Consider the following 24,976-nt stretch of genomic DNA (forward strand, 5'->3'; position numbering starts at 1 on the left):
TCTCACTAACTCATCCTTGCCTAGCGAAGCACTCCTCTCAGTAGTTCATGAATCAGCACCCCACCACCGACCAGATTACGTCCCTGATTCAGGAGGGCGAATTTTTTAAATTAAAGGAACTGCTCAAGAAGTTTGAGCCCGCCGAAGTGGTGGAGCTGATTGAAGAGGAAGAGGAACGCGAACAGCTTATTATTTTCCGTCTGCTGCCGTTGCAGCTGGCCACGCAGGTATTTGAGTACCTGGAGATAGACGTACAGCGGCACTTTCTGGCCAATCTGAGTCAGGATAAAATCTCGGACATTCTGAACGAGATGTCGCCGGACGACCGGACGGCCCTGCTGGAGTTTCTGCCCGACGACTTCGTAAAGGAGCTGATTCAGACCCTCTCGGAGCCCGAGCGCAAGGTGACGCTGGAACTGCTGGGCTACCCCGAGTACAGCGTAGGCCGCCTGATGACGCCCGACTACATCGCCATTCGTGAGAGCTGGACGGTGCAGCAGGTGCTCGACTACATTCGGCTGCATGGGGGGCAATCTGAAACGATAAGCCTACTGTACGTCACCGACAGACGCGGCGTGCTCATCGACGACATCAGTATTCGGGAGGTGCTGCTGGCCGACCCCAGCAAGCAGATAAGCGAGCTGATGGACCGGCGCTTCGTCCACCTCCAAACCATGCAGGACCAGGAAGAAGCCATTGAGGTATTCCGCAAAAACGACCGGGTGGCTTTGCCCGTCGTCAATGATGAGGGCGTGCTTTTCGGCATCGTGACCATCGACGACATTCTCGACATTCGGGAAGAAGAAGATACCGAAGACATCCAAAAACTCGGTGGCTCCCAGGCCCTCGACGAGCCTTATCTCAGCATTCCGCTGATGGGTATGGTGCGCAAACGCGCGGGCTGGCTCGTGATTCTGCTTATCGGGGAGATGTTTACGGCTACGGCCATGGGGTATTTTGAGGAAGAAATAGCTAAAGCCGTGGTGCTGGCGCTGTTTATTCCGCTCATCATCAGCGCGGGTGGCAACGCGGGCTCTCAGGCCACGTCGCTTATTATCCGGGCCATGTCCTTGGGCGAGCTGAGCTTGGGCGAGTGGTGGCGCGTGATGCGCCGCGAGCTGGCTACGGGCCTGATGCTGGGGGCATTTTGGGCGTGGTGGGCCTGCTGCGCATTCTGCTGTGGTCGCGCTTATACCCCAACGAATACGGCGAGTACTACTGGCAGATTGGCTTTACGGTCGGTTTTTCGCTGGTCGGCATTGTGCTGTGGGGCTCGTTGTGCGGCTCTATGCTGCCGCTGCTGCTCAAGCGCCTCGGCGCCGATCCGGCTACTTCATCGGCGCCTTTCGTGGCAACACTCGTAGACGTGACCGGACTCGTGATCTACTTTTCGTTTGCGCTACTTTTCTTGAGCGGCACCTTGCTTTAAGCATGTAGGAGCTAGGAGCTAGGAGGCAGGAGGTACATTGCCTGACTCCTAGCTCCTGACTTCCAGCTCCTAGCTTCTGCCTCCTGGCTCCTACTTTCTAGCTATGACTGAACAGCTTCTTACCCAGAAAAGCAGTCAATTTGATTGGCTCGACATTACCAACCCGGCCGTGAATGAGCTTCAGGCCGTGGCTGAGCAGTATGATCTGCCCGATTCGCTGGTGCGCGACTGTCTGGAGCCGACTCATTTACCCAAGTTCGAAGTCAACGATGGCCTTAATTTCATCATGCTACGGGTATTTGTTACGCCCGAAAACAACGAAGCCGATACCATCCAGGAGCTGAGCACCAAGATTGCCATTTTCTACGCGGCCGATTACTTAATTACGGTACATCGACGCTCGCACCCCGTTTTAAGTCAATTGAAAAACGTAGCCTGCGGCCCCGGCGAAGAGTGCAGCTCACCGGCCGAAATAGCTATTCACATCGTGCGCTACGCGCTCAATAGCTACGTACAGCCCGCCATCACGCTAACCCGGGAGCTGGACAACTACGAAGCCGATATATTTCTGAAGCGTGAGGTGCCAAACACGCTGCAGGGCCTGTATTTTCTGAAGCGCAAAGCCTCGGCGGCCAAGCAGCTTCTGCTGCTTACCCGCGACATCCTGACCATGCTCCGCCGACAATCGGCCACCGACGACACCACCCTCATGCAAGACACACAGGACTTGCAGACGAAGGTAGAAACGCTCTATCAGCAGCTCGACGGGGCGGCCACCAACCTCATGAACCTGTACCTGTCGTTGTCTTCGCAGCGCACGAACGAGGCCATGCGCGTGCTCACGGTGTTTTCGGCCTTCTTCCTGCCCCTGACTTTTATTGCCGGCATCTACGGGATGAACTTCGAATACATGCCCGAGCTGACCTGGAAAATGGGTTATCCGGGCGCTATGGCGGCTATGGTGCTGATATCTGTGGGTATCTATACCTGGTTTAAGCGCAAAGGCTGGATATAGCAAGGCTTTCGCGCCGCGTGCTGTAAAATATCATGTAATGGTATATGCTGTGTTTTAACTTTCTGCGCTGCAAACCAAGTCGTTGCCTTCTATTATTGGCCGGCTTGGTGGGGAGTGGGGGCTTTTTACGGGCTGTGTCGCGGTGGGCCAATTGCCTACTCTGGAATCTGGCGACTACCGGCTTTTTCGCACAAATGACCCGGCTCTGGCCGCTGCCATTGGCAAGGAGCGGACTGTATATGTGGAGCAGGTGCAGGATTCATTGAAATTTCTCTCGCAGCCCAAGGATGAAGCTGATGCTAAAACGCATGTTCCGCGCCGCTTCAATTACCCTTTGCGCCGCGGGCAGCACGTTATCCTGTTGGACAGCAAGTTCGACCTGGACGTCTTTACGATTCCATTTAAGGCCCGCCCACCCCAAGGGCCGCTGCCGTTGCAGCTTAATACCAATTTTAACGCGGCCGTATATTATGGCCGCCGACTTGATTTTTATCACGTCAATAGCCGGCAGCTACTAAGCGGCCGACAGCAGCCGCACGTGCGAACTGTGGGCCTGGGCTACGGCCTGTTCACGGGCCTGGGTTCCACCGTTGTCAACCCGGATGTGACGAATCAGCAATCACGGGTCGCTGAGTACGAAGGCTTTGTGATTCACTTTGGGGCCGCCGCTATCTACGATGCCCGCGTCTTTAACCTGGGCTTAGCCGTGGGTGCTGACCAGCTGATGGGCCCTGATGGCCAGCATTGGATATATCAGAGCAAGCCGTGGTTTGGGGTTCTGTTTGGCCTGGATTTGAACTAGATAACGCCTTCGTTATGGCTAGCTGTCTTTATAAATCCAGCCGGCGGTTTGTTTTTTTCTCGCTGTGTTTTTTCTTGGTTTCCAAGCGTTTGCGCACGGCGCCTTTACTGGGTTTGGTGGCTTTGCGGGCTTTGGGCTTGTGCAAAGCTCGCTTGAGCAGGTCATGAAATTTCTGGAGGGCAATTTCCTTATTGCGCAGCTGACTACGGTCTTCCTGAGCAGTTACCAACAGGTAGCCTTCGGTGGTGAGCTGGGGTGCCAGCTTTTGCAGCAACATTTCCTTCTGCTCGTCGGTGATGAGCTGGGAGGAGGATACCTGCCACCGCAGCTCCACCCGCGACTCCACTTTGTTTACATTTTGCCCCCCAGGACCGCTGCTGCGGCTGGTTTGCACCTGTAGCTCGGGCCAGAAGTATGCGGCGGGCGGAAGAGTCATTTAGAAAGTAACAGTTAGCAATTAACACGCTGAAGCGGAAAAAACACTGCGGGGAAAGCTCGCTGGAGCTACTTAATTAGTCGCCACAGCATGTAGCCGAGCAATGCAAAGCGCGCCGTCCAGGCTATGGTACGCAGCCAGTTGGTCCGCACCAGCCCATCGATAGCAATATAATCGAAGCCTTGGGCGAGGCGGTTGTGAAAAGGTACAGAGACAAAGAACGTAACGGCCCAGATAAGGAGCACCAGCGCCAGGCTCCACCACACATTGCCCCCAGTGCCCGCCCCTGCCAGGCCAGCCACGCCGCTAGCCCCAGCTCGGCCACCATCGGGGCCATTACTGCCCAGCCCATACGCGTGGAGTGGGCCCGATGAAACGCCACAAACTTATCCGTTGCCACGAAGGCGAAGCTGGGATAATGCACCAGCTGCACCGTCCAGATAAGGCCCGTGAGGTATGCCGCCAGGGCGAAATTGAGCAGAACAAGCAGCTTCAGTGACATTGTAGCTCAAGGTACGCCCCGCAACGATAAATGTGACACTTTTCTCCAGCGCCATTCACTAATCCAAAGCTCTGGGGGGCTTTTTGAACGTCATGCAGAGCGGAGCGAAGCATCTCGCGTGCTGGCGCAGGATTAGTAATCTCACCATACAAGCGAGATGCTTCGGCTCCGCCTCTGCATGACAAAAGTGTTACTCATAAGCTGCCTTACCTCTTGCGTGCAACGCGGCGCTAACCGGAACCGTCGGTGTACCGATAGTTGCCCAGAACTGGTAGCTTAGTTATCTTTTTTCAGTCAAACCCCTTCCCCTCTATGACCTATTCTTTTGCTGCCAGCAAATGGCTTTTTGCCCTGCCGGTTGCCCTGTTGGCCCTGAATGGCTGCCAGTCGTCGGACAAAACCGGTTCTGGCCAGCCCGATCTGCTGCAAGCCAACGCCGATACCACGGTAAACCCTGGCGACGACTTTTTCACGTATGCCAACGGCGCCTGGCTCAAGAAACACCCTATTCCGGCCTCTGAAAGCTCGTGGAGCATTGGCAAGGAAGTGCAGAACGAGGTGTACGCCCGTCTGCGCAAGCTCAATGAAGAAGCCACTAAAGCCAAGGCCAAACCCGGCAGCAACGAGCAGAAAATTGGTGATTTCTACGCTACCGGCATGGACTCAGTCACCATTGACAAGCAGGGCATTACGCCGCTTCAGCCTGAGCTAAACCGCATTGCGGCCATACGCACCGTGCAGGATGTGCCGGCGGTAATTGCTCGTTTGCAGCCGTTGGGCGTGAATGCGCTGATTGGGGTATTTATAAGTCAGGACGCCAAAAAGAGCGACCAGATGACCACCTATCTTTGGCAGTCTGGCTTAGGGCTGCCAAACCGCGACTACTACTTTAATAAGGACGCGCGCACCGCCAACATTCGCAAGGAGTATGGCCGGCACGTGGCCCGCATGTTTCAGCTCAGCGGCCAGGATTCGGGACAGGCGCAAGCCAACAGCGCCCGCGTCGTGCGCCTGGAAACGGCGCTAGCGGGCTCCTCGCGCAAGCTGGAAGACCTTCGCGACCCGTACGCCAACTACAACAAAATGGCCGTGGCCGATCTGGGCAAGCTCGCTCCCAGCCTCAACTGGAAAACCTTGCTTACTCAAATGGAGTTGGGCAAAGTGGACACCGTGATTGTGGGTCAGCCGGAGTTTTACAAAAAAGCCGAGCAGCTCCTGAAAACCGCCTCCGTAGATGACTGGAAAGCTTACTTGCAGTGGCATTTGGTGAATGCGTACGCCTCTAACCTCAGCCGCCCGCTCGACAACGAGCATTTCCGCTTCTACGGCACGGTGCTGCAAGGCCAAAAGGAGCAGCGCGCCCGCTGGAAACGGGTGCTGGATGAGGAAGAAGACGCCATGGGCGAAATCCTGGGCCAGCAATTTGTAAAGGAATATTTCACCCCCGAAACCAAAGAGCGCTACGAGAAGCTGACCGAAAACGTGGTGGCGGCCTTCCGCGAGCATATTCAGGCGCTGGACTGGATGAGCGACTCGACCAAGCAAAAGGCGCTGGTGAAGCTGAGCAAAATCACGAAGAAAGTGGGCTATCCCGATAAGTGGCGCGACTATTCGAGCCTGGAAGTTGCCCGCGACTCCTACGCCCAAAACGTGATGCGCGCCAAGCAGTGGCAGTATCGCTACCGAGCGAATAAGCTGGGCAAACCCGTGGACCGCACCGAGTGGGAAATGACGCCCCAGACCTACAACGCCTACTACAATCCGTCGAACAATGAGATTGTGCTGCCGGCGGCCATTTTCTCCATTCCCGGCCTGATCGACAAAAACGCCGACGACGCCGTCATTTATGGCTATGCCGGCGCCAGCACCATCGGCCACGAGCTTACGCATGGCTTTGATGACGAAGGCAGCCAGTTTGATGAAAAAGGTAACCTGCGCAACTGGTGGAGCAAAAAGGACCGCGCCGCCTTCCAGCAACGCGTAAATGGCATTGTGCGCCAGTTCAACGGCTACACCGTGCTCGACTCCTTGCACATCAACGGCAAAGCCACGGCTGGTGAAAATATCGCCGATCTGGGGGCATTGTCATTGCTCTCGATGCGTTTAAGAAAACCGAGCAGTACAAGAAAGGCGAAAAGATTGGCGGCTTCACGCCCGTGCAGCGCTACTTCCTCGGCTACGCGCTCGGCTGGCAAAGCCACCAGCGCGACGAAGTATTGGCCCAACGCATCCTCACCGATGTGCACTCGCCGGCCAGCTACCGCGTAAACGGTCCGTTCGCCGACGTGCCCGAGTTTTATGAAGCCTTCAACGTGAAGCCCGGTCAGAAGCTATATCTACCCGATTCGGCCCGCGTGAAGATCTGGTAACGCGCTGCCATGACCGGCGAAACAAACCTGAATGAGCTGCTGCGCTCTATGCAGCCGGTGCTGCTGACTGAGGAGTACGTATTCTGCACGCTGCCCCCGACTCGGCCTATACCGGAATTACTGACTCCCATGGGCACTTTTCGCGAGGCGGAGGGCTTGACGCTCATCGTAATGAAGACGCAAGCGGAACAGGCAGAGCTGCCCTACAGCTACCCGTGTCGTATGATTACGCTGAACATACATTCCAGCCTGGAGGCAGTTGGCTTTTTAGCGCGCATTACCGCTATGCTTGCGGCGCATGGTATCAGCGTGAATGCCGTGTCGGCCTTTTACCACGACCATCTCTTTGTACCTACTGCCCGCGCCGACGAGGCGCTGCAGCTGCTAAGAAAACTATCTGACTGATGTAACAAACAAAAAAGCCCCCTAGAAATGCTCTGGGGGCTTTTTGCGCTTAAAGCGGCGCTATTAGAGGAGGGTTTCAGCAGCAACGACTACTACGGCGCTGACTTACTTCAGGCGGGAGGCAACGGTTGGTGTAAGTTCTTCATCTTATGGGTACTGACTTACCTTTCACCTCTTAAGCTGACCTTAGTACTATGAAAAACCTACGCTTGTTCTGTTTTCCCCTGCTGGCCGTGCTGTTTGTGCTGTCGGCTTTTCGTCTCGATGCGGCTGCTGAGCGTGAGGTGCGTAGCGTGCCAGCCTTCTCGCAGCTCAACCTAGCAGGGTCGTTCAACATCGTATTACGCCAGGGCAGCCCCCAAAAGGTGGAAGTAGAAGCCGACCCGGAAGATCTTTCGCACGTGGAAACGACGGTAACCAACGGCAAGCTGCGGGTAGGCACCAAACAGGAAAAGCGAGGTATGGGCATGAGTTGGTCGTCGTATAACTTTAAAAGACCAGTGACGGTCTACGTCACGATGCCTACCATCGAAGCCTTGGGCGTAAGCGGCTCCGGCAATATGAGCGCCTCAGAGGCTATTCAGGGTAATAACCTGGAGCTTTCGGTGAGCGGGTCGGGCCGCATGAAGCTGAGCCGCGTGCAGGCCAACAAACTGAAGTCGTCGGTATCAGGCTCGGGCGAAATGGCCATGTCGGGCACCAGCCCACGCCACGAAGTAAGCATTAGCGGCTCAGGCCAGGTAAATGCGCCTAACATGCGCAGCGAAACCAGCCGTGTGAGCATCAGCGGCTCGGGCAACTGCCGCATCGAAGTAACCAAAACTCTCGACGCCAGCCTGGCCGGCTCCGGCAATGTGTACGTGACGGGCAAGCCCCAGATTAATGCCTCCACGGCGGGCAGCGGCCGGGTTCGCAGCAGCTAATCTTGCTTAACCAGTATCTAAAAAGCCCCCAGCAATCGCCTAGGGGGCTTTTTTATTACATATAATTCAGCTAAGCTATATAGAGGGTTGAGTTAAAAGTTCGTACTTATGCCCACGTTTTCCGTGGCTTGCGGCCTAATCGTTTACTTGTTTGCTTATGCCTCATACTGCTACTAAACTCCCGGCTTGCGCCAACTGCCACTACACGTTTCCCCCGACCGCCCTAACGAATACTGCCCCCGCTGCGGTCAGCAGAATCATGAGCTTAACCTGTCGGCGGGGCATGTGCTGGAAGAAACGCTGGAAGGCTTATTTCACTTCGACGGCAAGGTATTCCGCACGGCTAAGCTGCTGCTCTTCAAGCCTGGTGAACTTACGAAGCGGTTTTTGGAAGGCAAGCGAATGCCGTATGTGCCACCTATTCGGCTGTACGTCTTTCTGAGCTTCGTCTTTTTCTTTTTGCTATCCCTGAGCATGGGCCCCGTTAGTAAAGAGCCCACGAGGAAGCTGCTGGAGAAGAAAGGCGTGCAAGAAGTCGCTGATTCTGTGCGCGCTAACGCTCCCGAATCAACCAGATTTCAGGTGTATGAGGCTGATTCCTCCGACTCGCCCCTTACCTCGGCTCTCAACTTGAATTTCAGTCAGGCGGAGCTACTTTATATAAGCAAAGACCCTAGCCCAGCGCGGATCGATTCGGCCATCAGAAGCCGGGGAGCAGAGCCTACTACCATGCGCCGCCTGGCGCTGCGCCAAACCGTAAGGTCACTCAATGCCAGCCCCGACGAAATCACCAACAAATGGATTAGAATGCTGCCCACGGTCATGTTTGTACTCATGCCGCTATTTGCCCTGCTTCTGAAATGGCTGTACCGGCGGCAGCACCAGTACTACCTAGCTCACCTCATTTTCTCTATTCACTTTCACAGCTTCGTGTTTGTGCTGTTCATTGTGAACTTACTACTTGGCTACCTGCACATTAGCGACTGGTTTGAGCCGGTGCTGTTCTTTCTGCCAGCCGTGTATTTTTACTTGGCACTACGCAACAACTTCGGGCAGCCGCCGCTTAAAACCCTGGCCAAAGTGCTTCTGATGATGGTAGCCTACGGCCTGGTGTTAGGCATTTCTATGATAGCGTCGGCGCTGATCAGTGTGTTTACGCTGTAGCGGGGGCTTTTTTAGAAGTCGAACAGGCCGCGGCGCGGCTCGTCGTCTTTGTTCCGGTCGCGCTTTTTCTGCTCGCGCTCCCGCTGCCGACGGCGGTCATCACGGTCGTCTCCGTCGCCAAAGACATCGTTCAGGAAGCCTTCTTTTTTGTCTTTAACCAGAATACAGCGCACCGACAAAGCCGCCGGAAACCGGAACCAGTCAGTGCTACTGATTTCTACGCTGGGCTTTATATCTAGGGAAAGCACCACGGGCACAAAGGCAATTTTGTACTCCACGCCCGCAATGGCATCGAAGCCGCCAAAGCCGCCGTTGTCTTTCTGGGTGCCAATATGAGCGCCGCCGCCGAGGTAATAATTGAGGCTTTTGCCCAGCAAGCCAAAGTGCTGCTCGGCCAGCAGCGTGGCGCTTACCTCGCGGGTACCAATCAATCCGATGCCTTCTAGCGTGGTTCTTTCAAACACTTTTTGCTGTACCGTTACGCCAAAGTTGTCTCTGCCGACACGCAGGCCCGCAGCCGTGCGGTATTTCTGGGCGCTGGCGGCTAGTGTTAACAGCATCAGTAAGCCCGTGAAAATCAAGCGTGTAGGAAGACGAAATATCATAATCTTATTACTATCACTGTTGAACTCTGGCACGCTAAGGGTGTTTGAACGTTAAATGAGGGCGCAAAGTACGGGGCAGGAGGCCATTTGATGGTGCATTCTCTAGCAGCACCGTAACTTGCAGCCTCATTCACTGCCCTCATCCAGCCCCATTCCACCCGTGTACATTCATCAGGTAGCGGCGTATGTGCCCACCCAGGTTATTACCAACGAGCATTTTACCCGCCTAAACGGCCTTTCCCACGACTGGATTATTGAGCGCACCGGCATCCGGGAGCGTCGTAAGGCTGCTCCTGGCGAAAACACCAACACCATGGCCACCGAGGTCACGCGCCGCGTGCTGGCCGCCGTGCCCGCCATCGCCGCCGATAGCATCGACCTCATTGTGGGCGCCACCTACACCCCCCACGACACCATTTATACCCTAGCGCACGCCGTACAGCGCGAGTTGGGCGTAGCCGACATTCCGGTGGTGAGTATTTCCTCGGCCTGCTCGTCGTTGCTGAATGCCGTTGAAATTGTAGAAGGCTACTTTGCTATGAATAAGGCTACCAGAGCTTTAGTAATCGTATCGGAGCACAACACAGCGTACAACAACGAAGAGGACACCGTGGCCGGTCACCTCTGGGGTGATGGCGCGGCGGCACTGCTCATCAGTAAAGAGCGCCTCGCTGACAGCGACTTACGCATAGTGGATCTGCGTACCGGCGGTGCCGCCCACGTAGGCAAAGCCGATACCGCTGTTACGCTCAAACCGGTGGAGAAAGGCATCGTAATGCCGCACGGCCGCGACGTGTTCACCCACGCCTGCCAGTATATGGCCCGCGTTACGAGCGAGGTATTGGAGCGTAATAAACTGGAAGTCAACGACGTAACTTACCTGATTCCGCACCAGGCCAACCTGCGTATCACCAAAAACGTGGTACAGGCCTTGGGTTTACCACCAGAACGCGCCATTTCCAACATTCAGGACCTGGGCAACACCGGCTGCGCGGGTGCCGCCATTGCCCTTGCCGACTATCACCCACGCTTGCAGCCCGGCGAGCGAATCATCATCACTGTTTTTGGCGGCGGCTATTCGTACGGGGCTATGCTGCTGGAGCGCTAGAACAGCGCCAACGACTAAGCCCAGAAAAAAGCCCCCATAAACGTATGGGGGGCTTTTTTCTGGGCTTAGTCGTTGGTGGAGCGCACAAAATTAAGTGAGCCCGTTTTACCCGTCTGGTCGCGCCAGCGCACGATGTACCAGCCTGAGCGCAGATCCGTCAGAGTCAGGAAGAAGGGCCGGCCCGATTGATAGTTGACTTGCTCCGTACGGCGGCGACGCCCTATGGCATCATAAATATCCAGGGTAAGCTGACCGGTAGCAGCACCTATGTACAGCAAGCTCGCGGGTCCTTCGTCCAACGGATTGGGGAAAAGCTGTAAGCCCTCCGCCATGGGGCCACTACCGACAAGCGCCGTAACAGCCTGTGGCTGCGTATTATCGAGGCTGTTATCGGGGCGACGGACGCGCAGGCGGTAGAACGAGCGCCCCGTCAGCGGCGTGGCATCAATGTAGGTGTATTGGCCCCCTGCGCTACCGGGCTGCACGGTTGCCAATGGCTGCCAGGCAGTGGTATCGGCGGCACGCTCAATGACGAACTCCCGCAGGAAGCATTCGTCCTGCGTCGTCCAGCTTATCTGATTGCCGATACCGGCCAGGGCGTTGGCATCTACGCTGGTAAGCGGGGCGGGCAGAAGCGGCGACACGCTACCGCACGCGGGCGGTACAAAGCTGCGGGTGCGCAACAATAAACGCCCCCCAGCTACATCACTCACCGGATTTATCTGCCGGCTTTGCTGACCCCGCGCTACGGCATAGTGCATCACGGCGGCGGGCAGAATGACGTGGGAAAGCTGCTGGGCGTGTCCCAACTCGTGCACCACCACCGACTCAAAGTCAATCTGGTTAGCGGAAGGATTGCCGGGGCCATACTGCCAAGCGGTTTCGGTATCCAGCTGCATATCAATTTCCGAAACCCAGAAATAAACAGGCCCGCTGCCTACGCGGCAGCCTTCGTAGTAGCTGGTGGTGCGACCCAGCACGCGCGCGGGTAGTTGGCTGTCGCCGGTGCCAAAGTCGAAGCCGATGACGTTTTCATCATCCTCGTCCGAGCCGCGCTTCGTGCTGTTGGCCCCAATTTCCCAGTTCATACCGGTTTGGCAGCGCCACGTAGCCAAGGCTCGCCGGAAAGCCGCCACCGCCGGCGCATTGCCAGCCAAGCCCGACTCTAAGCGGAGCGTGTAGCCACCCTTCCCATTCTGGTTTATATGGCCCGGCCGGACAATTTCGCCGGTTCCTTCTGTTTCCACGTTGCTCACCGCATACAATACGGTAATCGGTACGCCGCTCGTGCCTTCCAGCTGGTCGGCCGAAGTTACCCGTACGGGGCCGGTGCCGGCGGGCGCGCTGCGCTCAGGGTCGCTGCTGTTGGGCAAAGAAGGGACGGTACCATTGGAAGGCACGCGTACCTGGATTCGGGTATCGGTCCAGCTGATGTAGTCGGAGGCTTTGGCGCGGGTCCGGGTTTCGCCGCCATCGTCGGCATTCAGGAAAGAAACAAAGCCAGTGCCGCGCGTGGCACCAAACCCAGAACCAGTAATGGTCAGCACGGAGTTGGTACCGGCTGAGATGATGAGTGGGGATAAACCCGACACGACCGGAGCCGTGCCTTTGGCAGCTACGGCCGGCCGGGCCCGTTGGGCCTGAGCGGCGGCCAGCACTGGGTTGGCGGTTACTTCCAGCGTAGGCTGGCCCGTAGTCAGCTTCAGCTCGGCGTAAAAGTTCTGGCTTACCAGCGGATACTGCCGAAACGGCTCCGAGGCCGAGGCTTGCGTCAGATCGTAGCGAATAAAGCCTTGCTCGCTGCCGTAAGCCGTCCAGGCCTGACCGGCAGCTTCAATACCAGCAAACGGGGCCGGATACAGAAACAGCACGCCCTGCTCGCCCGGAAACAAACGCAGCGTATTAGTCAGCTCCTGCCGGCTCAGGTCTACGGTGCCGCCTTCCGTAATAACGGTTAGCTCGGCGGCAGCGGTGCCCTTAAAAACTTTGAAAACGCGTATCCGATGCGCGGTATAAATACGGCGGTGACGGGCATCCCAAAAGCTGCGGGCATCCAGCACTTCCCCCTCCACTACCAGCGCCGAGGCCTGCGCCCGACTCGTGGGGTCGAGGGGGAGCATCAGGCAGTGGCTTTCGGGGTCCACGCTCACGGTTTGGGCAACAGCCGGGGTTATAACAACAGAAAAAACCAGCCCAAGGGCCAGCTGAAGAGAAGACGATAATTTCATACCGAAGCAACGAGAACGAAAAGCGCTGACAATAGTGTGTTCCAAGATACGGCTTTCGGTTCGCACCGTTCATTGCTGCCCAGCCTGTATCAGGTCTTTATTTCAGAGGCATTGTTTTAGGCTACCGCTAAGCCTGCATTTGGTTTGCTGCCCTGGCCGAAGGAAGGGTTGTGCCACCAGGAGCTTTCTACGCAGTAACGGGGCGGCGAGCCAAAAATTTGCCCCCCAGACCCATCAGAATTAAATCTTGCTACCTGATGGCGGCATAACCAGTTGCTTTCTTTTAGAAAAGGGTGTGTTTGGGAATTTCATGAAAACCCGTTTCCGTCATGCTTGGCCTGAAAATCAAATTTTCTAACCCGCGCTGGTAGCCAACGGAAGGCGCTAAAACAAGCTTCCCTGCACGGGCTGCACAATCACCTTCGGGGGGCAATTTCGAGGCCCGTGAGCGTGCGCAGCTTCTCCAGAAAATACTGCGTCCAGATGGGCGAGTGCATAATGTCTTTCTGGTGAATGAAGATATACGCCGTGTGCAGCCCGGCGCTCAGCCAGCCGGCCACGCGCTCGGCCCAGGCATCGGCGCGGCGGTAGTCGCTGTTGCCGAGGCCGTGGCCGTTGAAGCGGATAAACGCCGTAGGCGTAGTCAGGCGCTGGTGGAGCACGTCGCGGCGGCCCGCTACGTCGGTGATTACCAGCGTCTTGTTCAGCGCTTCCAGCAAGGCAAAAACCGTATCGCGCACGCCCACATCGGCAAACCAGCGCGGGTGTCGCAGCTCCACGGCCAGCGGCACATAGGCAGGAAAGTCGAGTAGGTAGCGCTCCAGGCGGCGCATGTGCTCCGGCCCGAACGTGGGGGGCAATTGCAGGAAGGCCGGCCCCAAATGTTCTTCCAGCCCACTGATGGCCCGGCAAAAGGAGGTCGTCAGCTCGTCGGCATTATACAGCTCCCGCTCGTGGGTGATGCTTTGGGGCATCTTGGGGCAAAATTTGAAGCCCGGCGGCACCGCATCGCGCCACTTGCGCACGGTGGGCGCGTCCGGAATGCGGTAGTGCGTGGTGTTCAGCTCAATGCTGTTGAACTGCCGGGCGTAGTGGTGCAGGTAGTCGGCATCCTTGATGCCAGCCGGGAAATAAGAGCCGAGCCAGGCTTTATTTGTCCAGATAGGACAGCCCACATAAATGGCAGGCTGAGGCGGAGCCGCAGCCCGGGCGCGAGCCAGCAACGTAGCCGTTTCGGGGTGGTCGGGAGGAAGCGTGAAATCCACGCCGCGCAGGTCGGAAAGGCGGCCAAAATCCATAGGGCAAAGTACGGCAAATCTCCCCGCAGGAAGTAGGTTATTCCAGTAACAAAATTCAAGGACTTTTGCAACACGGCTTTGAACATGCTGAACAGGCCAATGACAAAATTTTGTACCAATCAAATAATATCATTCTTTTTAGCCCCTAGGAGCCTTCTTTTAATAATACTAAGAGCATCTTTCTGAAACACAAAAGGCCATTTCGCTGGAGGAAGTGCAAATTATTTTCGTACAAGTTTTATTCAAAAAATATAATTTATTATACTTGGTAACAGCTACCGCCAGTGAAGTTGACTCTTCCCCAAAAAGCGGCGCTCTAGTTTTGGCTGTTTACCAATTGTCTAAAAGTGTGATTCGATCCCTCCGATTACCTCTTGCCGGTTGGCTGTTTGCTCTGCTCCTCACCTTGCCTTTAGCCTTCCCCCAAACTGCATTTGCCACCCGGCTCAGCGACGATGATAAGGCTCCCACAGCTACCGCCCGTAAGAAAGTTGTCGTGTTGCGCGGCCGGGCCTCGTGGTACGGCATTCAGCATCAAGGCCTGCCCACCAGCAGTGGCGAGAGATTTGACCGCAACAAGTATACCGCCGCTCACAAGACGCTTCCCTTCAACACCCGCTTACGCGTAACCAACCCTCAAAACGGCAAATCGGTCGTCGTGCGTGTTACTGACCGTGGCCCCTTCCGCCACCAGCGAATTCTTGATTTAGCCGAAATTGCCGCCCGTCCGCTGGGTATTATTCAGCAAGGCGCTATTTCAGTTGTGGCCGAGGTAGTACCCGAAACGACGCCCCTAGGCCCCACAGATGCCCCCGAAGACTTAGCAGAGATTCTCAACGACACCATCGATCCGGAAATGCCGTCGTTGGCTACTACCGAAACTTCGGTGCCCACTACGCTTCCTGCCTCAACGGCTGCCTATGTAGTACAAACCGGCACCTTCGGCAGCGCCCTAAACGCCCAGAATCAGCTTACCAAGATTCAGTCTATCAATAGCAAGCTGGTGGTAACGGTAACGCCCGAAACCATGAACGGAAAGGTCCTCAACCGCGTGGTAGTAGGCCAGTTCGCCAACCGCAAAGCCGCTGAAGCCGTACGCCGGCAGTTGCAGCTGCGTGGCATTACCGGTTTGGTTCGCCAGATTCAGGTGCCCATCGAGCCCGCCGCACATGCAGTAGCCGCCGGCCGATAGCATTCGCCTCAAGCATTTGGAAGCCCGAACTGTCTGCTGTAGCAGAGGTTCGGGCTTCTTCGTGTAGGCTGGGGGCAAATTTTTAGGGCATAAGTTGGTCAGCGAAGAGTATGCGTTGTTATGTGAGTGCATCGCTATAACTTAACGGCAACTGCCTACCCGCTGGGGGCTTTTTTCACCCGATTTCTACCATTCTTTATGGCTTGGATAAAGGCCTTGTTGGCACTGCTGGTCAGTGCTACGCTTACCTGGGTACTCAACAGCAAGCAGGGCGACTTGCCGCCGTTTGGTAAGTTCCTGAGCCCATTCGTGGGTTTTTGGCAAAATGCCGAAGCTTCTGATGCCCAAGCCACTCAGCAAGAGCTAACCTTGCCCGGCCTGAAGGCGCCCGTGCAGGTCCGCTTCGACGACCGGCGCGTGCCCCACGTCTTTGCCCAGAACGACCACGACCTCTACTTCGCCCAGGGCTACCTCACCGCTCGCGACCGGCTCTGGCAGATGGAGTTTCAAACCCACGTAGCTGCTGGCCGCATTTCGGAAGTTGTCGGGGCCAGAGCCCTGGAGTACGACCGGTTCCAGCGGCGCATGGGCTTGCCTTTTGGGGCCCAAAAATCGTTGGAGGCGATGATGGCTGACCCCACCACGCGCACGGTGCTGGAGGCGTATTCGGCCGGGGTAAATACTTACATCAATGGCTTAACGGCTAAAGAGCTGCCTTTTGAGTACAAGCTCCTAGATTATACCCCCGAGCCCTGGCAGCCGCTGAAGTGCGCCTTGCTGCTCAAGCTGATGGCCTGGGACCTGAGCGGCCGCTCCGACGATTTGCGCCTCTCTAATGCGCTGAATAAGTACGGCCCGGCCATCACCAACGATCTTTTCCCCAGCTACCCAACCCGCGAAGATCCTATTGTGCCCGTGGGTACGCCCCAGGATTTTACGCCCGTGCCAGTGCCCGCCACGCCGCCCACGTTTGCCGCCGCCCTATCGGATAAAGTGCCGACACGTGAGCCAGACGCGGATTTGGGGTCCAATAACTTCGCAGTAAGCGGCGCGAAGTCGGCTACGGGTTTTCCAATGCTGGCTAATGATCCGCACTTGCAGCTCAACCTGCCCAGCATCTGGTACCAGATTCAGCTGACCGCGCCGGGCGTGAACGTGTACGGCGTTACCATTCCAGGCTCGCCCTTGGTCATCATTGGCTTTAACCAGCAAGTGGCCTGGGGCGTGACCAACGTGGGCGCCGATGTGCTGGACTGGTATCAGCTGAAATTCAAGGACAGCACCAAGAGCGAGTACTGGCACGATGGCCGCTGGAAACCGGTGCGCCGCGTAGTGGAGCGCGTTAAAGTGCGCGGCCTCCCTGACCGCCTCGACACGGTGCTCTACACCCACCACGGACCGGTGGTGTACGACAACGATGAGAAGGTTTTCAACAAGCAAACCCCTATTCGCCACGCCCTGCGCTGGACGGCCCACGAAGGCGGCAACGAGGTAAAAGCCTTTTACGGCCTGAACCGCGCCCGCAGCTACGCCGATTACACTGCTGCGCTTCAATATTACGCTGCGCCGGCCCAGAACTTCATTTTTGCCAGCGCCCAAAACGACGTGGCCATCTGGCCCAACGGCAAGTTTCCGCTGAAATGGACCGATCAGGGCAAGTTTATCCTCGATGGCACCAACCCGGCCCACGACTGGCAAGGCTGGATTCCGTCCACCCACAATCCGCACGTGCACAACCCGGCGCGGGGCTTCGTCAGCTCGGCCAACCAGTTTCCGGCCGGTCCGGACTACCCATATTATCTGGGTTGGTCGTTTGCGACGTGGGAGCGCGGCCACCGCATCAACGAGCGGCTTGCCACTATGCAGAACGCCACTCCCGACAGCCTTCGCCTGTTGCAGCTTGATAACCTGAATCTGAACGCCCAGCTTATGCTGCCGCGCCTGCTGGCCCTCGTGAAGCCGCAGCAGCTAACGGTCGCCCAGCGCCGCACCTACGACAATCTGCGCCAGTGGAACTACTTCTACGACGCCGATGCCATCGCGCCCAGCGTATTCGACTTGTGGTACGGTAATCTGGTAAAGCGCCTGTGGGACGATGATTTTGGGGCCGCCGCCACTGGCCTGGAAATGCGCTTCCCACCCCGCGACCGAACCAACAACCTCCTATTAACCCAAGACACCAGCCGCTGGATCGACGACCGGCGCACGCCCGAGCGCGAAACGATGCCCCAGCTCGTGCAGGCTTCCTTCCAGTTTGCCACCGATTCGCTGGAGCGCAAATTTGGCCCCCAGGGGCCGGCTTGGCGCTGGGCCAACCAGAAAAGCACCGATATTCTGCATCTGGCCCAGCTAACGGGCTTCGGCCGCATGGACCTGGAAGTGGGCGGCGGCGCGGCCATCGTGAATGCTATTTCGGAGCGCAACGGCCCCTCCTGGCGCATGGTAGTGGCGCTGGGCCCGCAGGTGAAGGCTTACGGCGTATTCCCAGGGGGCCAAAGCGGTAACCCCGGCTCGGCTCACTACGATGACATGATAGAAACGTGGCGCAAGGGCGAGCTGAACGAGTTGATTTTTCTGCAAAAGCCTGACGAGAAAAACCCACGCGTGAAAGCAGGTTTAGCGCTAAAGCCGTGAGGTAAGCGATATTAGAAGGACCACTAAGCACTCATTCAAAACCAGACCGTCATGCAGAGCGCAGCGAAGCATCTCGCGTGCGGTCGTTGCAGTGCTAACCTAGACCCAAAAGGCGGTCATGTTGAGCGGAGTCGAAGCATCTCTACCGCTGATGTCAGATTAGTATTGCAACGAAGCGGTAGAGATGCTTCGACTTGGCTCAGCATGACAATATCTTTTGCAGCTAAACACGCGAGATGCTTCGCGCCGCTCTGCATGACGGTCTGGCTTTGAATGAATAGGGCCATACTTACTCAAATAAGCTAGCGCTCTAACGACTCGGCAAACTCACGCAGCAGTGCTGCTACTTCCTGCGGCGCTTCCAGGGGCAGTAGGTGCCCAGCCCCTCCAATTATTTCCAGAGGCGTGTTGGGGGGCAAATGGGGCAGCGTTTCCAGACCGTGCAGCGACGGCGACATTACCGCATCAGCATCGCCGGCTATTACCACGGCGGGCACCGTAATCAGAGGCATTTGAGTTAGAATATTCTCGCGGCTGCCATGTAGTAACCACGCGTCCCAGGCAGCGTGGGTAGTGCGCAGATTGTCTTCAATGACCTGTGTCTGCAGTGCTTCCGACAGGGGCCGGGCCGTAATATGGGCCAGCGTGCGGGCCGCAGCGTGCGGGTTGCCGTAGGCGTGCAGGGAGGCTAAGCGCTCCTCGTCCGTCATGGGCTCGGGCGACGGCGGCGAGGGGGAGAGCAAGGCCAGCCCGCGCAGGCCTGCTGGTTGCTGAGCAGCAAAGGCAAGGGCAATTTTGCCCCCCATACTATGCCCCACCAGAATATAACTACTCAGGCCCTGCTCCCGGATGAACGCTCCTACCGCTTCGGCATACGCCTGCACCGAGTAGCCACCCGCCGGAGCCGGAGCACCGCCAAAGCCGCCTAAGTCGGGAGTCAGGCAGGTGTAGTCGGGGGCCAACGCGGCGGCTACGGCGGCCCACTCCCGGCCCGAGCCAGCCCAGTAGTGCAAACAAATAAAAGTGGGCGCAGCAGACGAAGGCATAAGGAGGCGTTTGAAACGTGTAGCCTACCTACGCAAACCCGCTTCGGAATGGTCAAAAATGCCCCCAGCGAGTAGCCTCCGTCCGCGGTTTATCCGGCCGCAACCAGCACGTCTGAAGCTGCTTCCGCACACGGCGCTTCGCCTAGGCCCAGCACTTCGCGGTGCAGATTGCCCCACTCGCGCAGGGAATGCAGCACCGGACAAAGCGTTTCGCCGTGGGCAGTGAGGCGATATTCTACCTTGGGCGGCACCTGCGCATACACGCGCCGATTCACGAGGCCGGCTTCTTCCAACTCCTTGAGCTGCTGGGCCAGCATCTTCTGCGTCACTTTCGGAATAAGGCGCTTCAGCTCGCCAAAGCGCAGGGTGCCATGCTCCGCCAGATACGAAAGGATAAACACTTTCCATTTGCCCCCCAGCACGTCGAGGGCGGCCGTGATGGGGCATATCGGCGAGTTCTTTGGCTTGGCTATCATTTTATTCAGTTGATTATCAGCAACAGTTTCTAAAAGGTACCTGCATTACTTTACGGTACCTACTTGACAAATGTATCCTATGGGCGAGACCTTTGCAAGCGCTGCCGACAGGCGGAAATGAGGCATCTGCGTCCCGGCAAATCCGGTGGGCAGCCAACATTTACTGCTCCCAGGTGGTTTGGCACGACGCGCTAGTGGGCTAAGCTTCACATTCGCTCTCATTCTTTTTAAAGTCAATCATTACCAGTTCTTATGTCGTCTTCCACCAAGCATCTTTTCACGCCCTTTCAAATGGGTGCTCTTTCTTTACCCAACCGCTTCGTAATGGCGCCCATGACGCGTAGCCGCGCCAAAAACGATGGCAACGTGCCCACCGATTCCACGGTGGAATACTACCGGCAGCGCGCGTCGGCGGGCCTTATTATTACCGAGGGCGCTCAGGTTTCGCCTCAGGGTGTTGGCTACGTTTTCACGCCCGGCATTCACTCTGCGGCTCAGGTAGCAGGCTGGAAGAAAGTAACCGACGCGGTACACGCCGAAGGCGGCCGTATTTTTATTCAGCTCTGGCACGTAGGCCGTATTTCGCACCCATTCTTCCATAATGGCGAGCTGCCGGTTGCGCCCTCAAGCGTGAAGCCGACCGACGTGAAGGCTTACACAGATAAAGGCATGGAGGAAATTCCGGCCCCGCGTGCCCTGGAGCTGAGCGAGATTGCCGGCGTAGTGAACGACTTCCGCCAGGCAGCCCAAAACGCGAAAGACGCGGGCTTCGATGGTGTGGAGATTCATGGCGCCAACGGCTACCTGCTCGACCAGTTCATCCAGGACGGCACCAACCAGCGCACCGACGAGTACGGCGGCAGCGTAGAAAACCGCGCCCGCTTTGTGCTGGAAGTAGTGCAGGCCACCGCCGACGTATTCGGTGCCGACCGCGTGGGCATCCGTTTGTCGCCCACCGGCAACGTGGGGGGCATTTCTGACTCCGACCGCCGTGGTACGTTCAGCTACGTGACGGAGCAGCTCAACAAGTTTGGCCTGGCGTATCTGCACGTCATTGAGGCGCTGCCCGGCCATGCGATGGCGGCCAAAAACGGACAGGAGCCGGTTGGTCCGCACTTGCGCAAAATCTTCGATGGCCCGTTCATTCTGAATGGCGGCTACACCCAGGAAACGGCCGAAGCCGCTTTGGAAAACAACGAAGCCGACCTGATTGCCTTCGGTATTCCGTTCATCGCCAACCCCGACCTGGTGGAGCGCTACGAGCAAGGCACGGCCCTCAACACGCCCGATCCGGCTACTTTTTACGGCGGCGACGATAATGGCTACATCGACTATCCTTCGTTGGAGGAAGCAGAAGCTACGGAAGCCTCACCCAAGCAGGACATCGTGAATTATTAAGCAGCGGCCCTGCCGATTTTGCTAAGAACCCCGCCCTGAAACATTCCAGGGCGGGGTTTTTTATGTTAAAATACTCCTTCTCTTGGCGGTCATGCAGAGCGGCGCGAAGCATCTCGCGTGTTTAGTGGGATTAGTAACCTCTCGTCAGCACGCGAGATGCTTCGCGCCGCTCTGCATGACCGCCAAGAGGGCTTATAGGTGTCTGGATATTAGCGTTTCTACCCAAGGTCCGATTCTGCGTAGACAGCAAACTCAACCTTATCACACTGCTCTGTTATGACCAAAAAAGCTTCTGCCCCTGCCCCAAACGCCAACACCAAAAAAGCGCCGACGCCGATTGATCATCCCACGGCCAAGGACATGAAGAAGCACGCGCAGAAGCTTCCTTACCCCGCCAAACAAGCCGATATGAAGCTCCAGCCCGGCATGAGCTTCTCCACTTACCGGGCCGCCAATAAGCTGGGGGGCAAAATTGCCCTCATCACCGGTGCCGACTCTGGTATCGGGCGGGCCGTGGCGGTGGCCTTTGCCATGGAAGGCGCCGACGTAGCCGTGCTCTACAATGAAAATGACGCCGACGCCGCCGAAACCCAGCGCCTAGTAGAAGCCCAGCAGCGCAAGTGCCTCCTGCTTCGCCTTGATGTGCGCGACCCCGAGCAGTGCCGCCAGGCCGTGCGCCGCACCCGCGCCGAGCTCGGTGGTTTGCATATTCTGGTGAATAACGCGGCCTACCAGATGGCCCAGGAAAAGTTTGAAGACATCAGCGAGGAGCAGATTCGCCGCACCTTCGATACCAATATTCTCGGCTATATCTGGATGGCCCAGGCGGCCTTGCCCCACATGGAAAGCGGCGACTGCATCATCAACACGGGCAGCATCGTGGGCCTTACCGGCAACCCCCTTCTCATCGATTATACCGCCACCAAGTCGGCTATTCATGCCTTCACCAAATCGCTGGCTACGCACCTGGGCGAGCGGAATATCCGGGTTAACTGCGTGGTGCCGGGCCCCGTCTGGACGCCCAACATTCCGGCTACCATGCCTTTAGAGGAAGTTGAGAAGTTTGGCTACGAAGTAGCGCTTCAGCGCCCCGGCCAGCCCGAGGAACTGGCCCCCGCTTATGTCTTGCTGGCTTCGCAGGACGGCTCTTTTATGACCGGCAGTCTGGTGCACGTTACGGGGGGCAAATTATCCAGCGACCAGTAGAAAATGTTTTGACGTAGCCAGAACGAGGTAGAGACACATAGTTGTGTCTCGTCGTTGAACAACAGGCAACGCGTCATTCAGGACTACAACTGAGGCTCAGCGGCACTAATGCCAATACTCCAACTATTGCGTCTCTACCTCACCTGAACAGTCCAAAGTATAGCTCAGCTAGCTTCCCAGATCAGCCTAGCTTTCTCCGGCCGGTGACGCACCCCCGCAGATGGCAACCATAAAATCAGCTCAACAGTAAGACAATAGTCGGAAGCAGGCATTAAATAACTGGCACAGCGGGAAGTTTTGGCTTCCAGGCAGTTTACTACCTGTAGCTTCCCTAATCAGCTGCTTTGCCATGACTTCTCCGCACTACCCCGACGGTACCGTACGTGCCCTGCTCGCCACCGAACTCGTAACCGAGGCTACCCGCACGGCTCTTCAGGAGCGCCTCGACGCGCCAGCCTACGAACCACAGTTTCTGGAGCCGGCCACGTATGATTTGCTGCGGGCTGTGGCCGCCTGCCTTTTCCCCCAGCCCGATCGCCCCGATGCCCCCATTGAGCTAGCCCCCGGCGTAGATCAGCGCCTCGCCGCCGGCCGCAGCGACGGTTGGCGCTACGACATAATGCCCCCGACCGCGAAGCGTACCGCATGGGTCTGGGGGGCATTAATCAAACTGCCCAAGCGGTGTTTCAGCAGGAATTTCGGGTGCTAACTTCCGATGAGCAAGCCAGCGTGCTTCAACTGGTACAGGAAGGCAAAGCGCCCGGCGAGGCGTGGGAAACAGTGCCCGCCGAACGGTTTTTCGAAGAAATGCTGGCCGAGCTAACGGAGCTTTATTACGCTCACCCCTTAGCTCAGGAAGAAATCGGGTACGTGGGCATGGCCGATGCCACCGGCTGGACCCGACTGGGCCTAAACGAGTTGGAGCCCCGCGAACCGGAAGCTATTTCGTCCCAGCCAGGTTTGTAAAAACGAGCTAACTCCCTCTAGAAGCGTGACTCTTTACCCTTTCTCAAGTTACGATTGAACACGCCGCGGCGTATTTCTCAAAGACCATTATGCCCGACGAAGAAGTAATAGAAGAAGGCGTGTTGAATCCGCTGAAGCAGGAAGTTCAGGATCCTTTGCTAAAGCAGATTATGCAGGAGTCGACATTTGAGCCTGAGCCCCAGCCCGCCGAAATTCCCCTGCCCACCGATGAGGTCGATTGCCTCGTTATCGGCACCGGAGCGGGCGGTGCGCCGCTGCTGGCGCGGCTGGCTATGGCCGGGTTGAAAGTGGTAGCGCTGGAGGCCGGCCCCTGGCACGACCCCAAAACTGATTTTGCCACCGATGAGAAAGCCCAGGAATTTCTTTTCTGGAACGACGAGCGCCTTTCGGCAGGCAAAGACCCCGTGGCCTTCGGCAAAAACAACTCCGGCACCGGCGTCGGCGGCTCTACCCTACACTACACCGCTTACACGCCCCGCGCCCACCCCGACGACCTCCACTTAAACCGCGACTTTGGCGTGGGCGTCGACTGGCCGTTTGGCTACGAGGAGCTAGAGTCTTACTATGAGGAGCTAGAGCATTTTCTGGGCATTTCTGGCCCGACGCCTTACCCCTGGGGCCCCACGCGCCGCCGCGGCTATCCGCTGGCCCCGCTGCCGCTCAATGGGGCCGCGCAGCTGATGGAGCGAGCTTGTCAACAGCTTGGCATCCAGACTTCTCCCGCAGCCAACGCGGCCTTGTCTGCGCGCTATTATCAGGAGGGCGTGGGCTGGCGCGAGGCCTGCACCAACCGCGGCTTCTGCCAGGCCGGGTGCAGTACCGGGGCCAAAGCCAGCATGGACGTCACGTTTCTGCCCCTGGCCGTAGCCCACGGCGCCGAAATTCGCCCTAATTGCTTCGTAACGGAAATTGAGCGCGACGAGCAAGGCCGCGTAACGGGCGTGGTGTACGAGCACAACGGCATCACTCAGCGCCAGCAGTGCCGCCATTTGTTTATATGCGCTGGCGCCGTTGAAACGCCGCGTTTGTTGCTGCTGAATGAGTTGGCGCTGAGCAGCGGCCACGTGGGGCGCAACTTTATGGCCCACCCCGGCGTGCAGGTGTGGGGCACTTTCCCCGAGGACATCCGACCCTACAAAGGCATTCCTGGGGGGCTTATTTCCGAGGATACCCACCGCCCGCCGGACGCCGATTTTGCGGGCGGCTATCTGTTGCAAAGCATTGGCATGATGCCCGTTACGTTTGCCGGCCAGGTAGTGCGGGAGCGCAAGCTCTGGGGGGCAAAATTGCGCGAGTATATGCGCAACTACAACCACATTGCCGGCATCAACATCCTGGGCGACTGCCTGCCCCACGCCGACAATTTTCTGGAGTTGGCCGAGGAAAAAGACGCTCGCGGCCTGCCCAAGCCCCGCCTGCACTTCACCAACCACGAAAACGAAATCCGCATGAACCGCCACGCCGAGCAGCTCATGCGCCGCATCTGGGAAACGGCCGGCGCCACCGATATCTGGGCGTTTCCGCGCTCGGCCCACGTGATCGGTACTGCCCGCATGGGCCTTTCCGGCGACGATGCCGTGGTAAACTCCGACGGTCGCGCCTTCGACGTGCCCAACTTATATATCTGCGACAACTCCGTGTTTCCAAGCGCCCTAAGCGTCAATCCAGCCTTGACTATTATGGCTCTCAGCCTGCGCACCGCCGATAAGTTTTTGGAAAGCGAAAGAAGAAGAGACAATTGAACAACAAACTC

The 24,976-nt window shown here is 57.3% G+C and carries 21 protein-coding genes and 2 pseudogenes; 16 read left to right on the forward strand and 7 right to left on the reverse strand.

Annotated elements, in window-relative coordinates:
- Nucleotides 1-47 precede the first annotated feature (47 nt).
- The 3 genes and pseudogenes from mgtE to H9L05_RS05650 all read left to right on the forward strand — a co-directional run bounded on the left by mgtE (nucleotide 48) and on the right by H9L05_RS05650 (nucleotide 3,246).
- Nucleotides 48-1,429: pseudogene (gene mgtE, locus H9L05_RS05640) on the forward strand (magnesium transporter).
- 103 nt (nucleotides 1,430-1,532) lie between these two features.
- A complete protein-coding gene (locus H9L05_RS05645; RefSeq protein ID WP_187733362.1) occupies nucleotides 1,533-2,444 on the forward strand; it encodes a magnesium transporter CorA family protein in 912 nt (303 codons plus the stop codon).
- 82 nt (nucleotides 2,445-2,526) lie between these two features.
- Nucleotides 2,527-3,246 carry a hypothetical protein gene (locus H9L05_RS05650; protein WP_187733363.1) on the forward strand — a complete coding sequence of 240 codons (720 nt, stop codon included), beginning with the start codon at nucleotides 2,527-2,529 and terminating at the stop codon, nucleotides 3,244-3,246.
- Between the two features lie 28 nt (nucleotides 3,247-3,274).
- On the opposite strand, the gene arfB is transcribed toward H9L05_RS05650, so the two are convergent.
- Together arfB and H9L05_RS05660 are read right to left on the reverse strand one after the other, a co-directional pair.
- Nucleotides 3,275-3,682, reverse strand: a complete 408-nt coding sequence (gene arfB, locus H9L05_RS05655; protein ID WP_187733364.1) for an alternative ribosome rescue aminoacyl-tRNA hydrolase ArfB — start codon at nucleotides 3,680-3,682, stop codon at nucleotides 3,275-3,277.
- 68 nt (nucleotides 3,683-3,750) lie between these two features.
- Nucleotides 3,751-3,984: a hypothetical protein gene (locus tag H9L05_RS05660; RefSeq protein WP_187733365.1), complete on the reverse strand. Its 234-nt coding sequence runs from the start codon at nucleotides 3,982-3,984 to the stop codon at nucleotides 3,751-3,753.
- Nucleotides 3,985-4,052: 68 nt separating this feature from the next.
- On the opposite strand from H9L05_RS05660, the gene H9L05_RS24835 reads away from it, so the two are divergent.
- The 5 genes and pseudogenes from H9L05_RS24835 to H9L05_RS05680 all read left to right on the forward strand — a co-directional run bounded on the left by H9L05_RS24835 (nucleotide 4,053) and on the right by H9L05_RS05680 (nucleotide 9,045).
- Nucleotides 4,053-4,181, forward strand: a complete 129-nt coding sequence (locus tag H9L05_RS24835; RefSeq protein ID WP_262892632.1) for a hypothetical protein — start codon at nucleotides 4,053-4,055, stop codon at nucleotides 4,179-4,181.
- A gap of 315 nt (nucleotides 4,182-4,496) precedes the next feature.
- Nucleotides 4,497-6,553, forward strand: a pseudogene (locus H9L05_RS05665) (M13 family metallopeptidase).
- A gap of 9 nt (nucleotides 6,554-6,562) precedes the next feature.
- Complete coding sequence (locus H9L05_RS05670) at nucleotides 6,563-6,958, forward strand: ACT domain-containing protein (protein WP_187733366.1); 396 nt, start codon at nucleotides 6,563-6,565, stop codon at nucleotides 6,956-6,958.
- 194 nt (nucleotides 6,959-7,152) lie between these two features.
- Nucleotides 7,153-7,881 (forward strand): head GIN domain-containing protein, encoded by a 729-nt coding sequence (locus H9L05_RS05675; RefSeq protein ID WP_187733367.1) that lies wholly within the window; start codon nucleotides 7,153-7,155, stop codon nucleotides 7,879-7,881.
- Nucleotides 7,882-8,067: 186 nt separating this feature from the next.
- Nucleotides 8,068-9,045 (forward strand): DUF3667 domain-containing protein, encoded by a 978-nt coding sequence (locus tag H9L05_RS05680; protein ID WP_187733368.1) that lies wholly within the window; start codon nucleotides 8,068-8,070, stop codon nucleotides 9,043-9,045.
- Nucleotides 9,046-9,056: 11 nt separating this feature from the next.
- On the opposite strand, the gene H9L05_RS05685 is transcribed toward H9L05_RS05680, so the two are convergent.
- Entirely contained in the window at nucleotides 9,057-9,605 is a 549-nt protein-coding gene (locus H9L05_RS05685; protein WP_187733369.1) for a hypothetical protein, read from the reverse strand.
- A gap of 205 nt (nucleotides 9,606-9,810) precedes the next feature.
- On the opposite strand from H9L05_RS05685, the gene H9L05_RS05690 reads away from it, so the two are divergent.
- Nucleotides 9,811-10,758, forward strand: coding sequence for a 3-oxoacyl-ACP synthase III family protein (locus H9L05_RS05690; protein ID WP_187734195.1), 948 nt, complete (start codon nucleotides 9,811-9,813; stop codon nucleotides 10,756-10,758).
- Nucleotides 10,759-10,823: 65 nt separating this feature from the next.
- Here H9L05_RS05690 and H9L05_RS05695 read toward each other — a convergent pair whose 3' ends face one another.
- Together H9L05_RS05695 and H9L05_RS05700 are read right to left on the reverse strand one after the other, a co-directional pair.
- The gene (locus tag H9L05_RS05695) at nucleotides 10,824-12,986 is read right to left on the reverse strand and encodes a matrixin family metalloprotease (protein WP_187733370.1); all 2,163 of its coding nucleotides are present in this window, start codon (nucleotides 12,984-12,986) and stop codon (nucleotides 10,824-10,826) included.
- A 416-nt stretch (nucleotides 12,987-13,402) separates the two neighbouring features.
- Nucleotides 13,403-14,284, reverse strand: coding sequence for a DUF72 domain-containing protein (locus H9L05_RS05700; RefSeq protein ID WP_223284748.1), 882 nt, complete (start codon nucleotides 14,282-14,284; stop codon nucleotides 13,403-13,405).
- Nucleotides 14,285-14,633: 349 nt separating this feature from the next.
- On the opposite strand from H9L05_RS05700, the gene H9L05_RS05705 reads away from it, so the two are divergent.
- Nucleotides 14,634-15,476 carry a septal ring lytic transglycosylase RlpA family protein gene (locus H9L05_RS05705; protein ID WP_187733371.1) on the forward strand — a complete coding sequence of 281 codons (843 nt, stop codon included), beginning with the start codon at nucleotides 14,634-14,636 and terminating at the stop codon, nucleotides 15,474-15,476.
- Nucleotides 15,477-15,674: 198 nt separating this feature from the next.
- Nucleotides 15,675-18,110: a penicillin acylase family protein gene (locus tag H9L05_RS05710; RefSeq protein ID WP_187733372.1), complete on the forward strand. Its 2,436-nt coding sequence runs from the start codon at nucleotides 15,675-15,677 to the stop codon at nucleotides 18,108-18,110.
- A gap of 302 nt (nucleotides 18,111-18,412) precedes the next feature.
- On the opposite strand, the gene H9L05_RS05715 is transcribed toward H9L05_RS05710, so the two are convergent.
- Both H9L05_RS05715 and H9L05_RS05720 read right to left on the reverse strand, forming a co-directional pair.
- Complete coding sequence (locus H9L05_RS05715) at nucleotides 18,413-19,156, reverse strand: alpha/beta fold hydrolase (RefSeq protein ID WP_187733373.1); 744 nt, start codon at nucleotides 19,154-19,156, stop codon at nucleotides 18,413-18,415.
- Between the two features lie 89 nt (nucleotides 19,157-19,245).
- Nucleotides 19,246-19,632, reverse strand: coding sequence for a winged helix-turn-helix transcriptional regulator (locus H9L05_RS05720; RefSeq protein ID WP_187733374.1), 387 nt, complete (start codon nucleotides 19,630-19,632; stop codon nucleotides 19,246-19,248).
- Nucleotides 19,633-19,884: 252 nt separating this feature from the next.
- Between H9L05_RS05720 and H9L05_RS05725 the strand changes: the two genes are divergently transcribed.
- From H9L05_RS05725 to H9L05_RS05740, 5 genes are all read left to right on the forward strand, one after another.
- Nucleotides 19,885-21,030 carry an alkene reductase gene (locus H9L05_RS05725; protein ID WP_187733375.1) on the forward strand — a complete coding sequence of 382 codons (1,146 nt, stop codon included), beginning with the start codon at nucleotides 19,885-19,887 and terminating at the stop codon, nucleotides 21,028-21,030.
- Between the two features lie 360 nt (nucleotides 21,031-21,390).
- On the forward strand, nucleotides 21,391-22,236 hold the full coding sequence (locus tag H9L05_RS05730; RefSeq protein ID WP_223284912.1) for an SDR family oxidoreductase: 846 nt from the start codon (nucleotides 21,391-21,393) through the stop codon (nucleotides 22,234-22,236).
- A gap of 349 nt (nucleotides 22,237-22,585) precedes the next feature.
- Complete coding sequence (locus H9L05_RS23165) at nucleotides 22,586-22,945, forward strand: hypothetical protein (RefSeq protein WP_223284749.1); 360 nt, start codon at nucleotides 22,586-22,588, stop codon at nucleotides 22,943-22,945.
- Nucleotides 22,882-23,202 (forward strand): gluconate 2-dehydrogenase subunit 3 family protein, encoded by a 321-nt coding sequence (locus tag H9L05_RS23170; RefSeq protein WP_262892688.1) that lies wholly within the window; start codon nucleotides 22,882-22,884, stop codon nucleotides 23,200-23,202. Before H9L05_RS23165 ends, H9L05_RS23170 begins: the two co-directional genes overlap by 64 nt.
- An 89-nt stretch (nucleotides 23,203-23,291) precedes the next feature.
- Complete coding sequence (locus H9L05_RS05740) at nucleotides 23,292-24,965, forward strand: GMC family oxidoreductase (protein WP_187733377.1); 1,674 nt, start codon at nucleotides 23,292-23,294, stop codon at nucleotides 24,963-24,965.
- Nucleotides 24,966-24,976 lie beyond the last annotated feature (11 nt).

Origin of the sequence: Hymenobacter qilianensis, from assembly GCF_014489555.1 — a bacterium.
In the GTDB taxonomy this organism is placed as follows: Bacteria; Bacteroidota; Bacteroidia; order Cytophagales; family Hymenobacteraceae; genus Hymenobacter; species Hymenobacter qilianensis.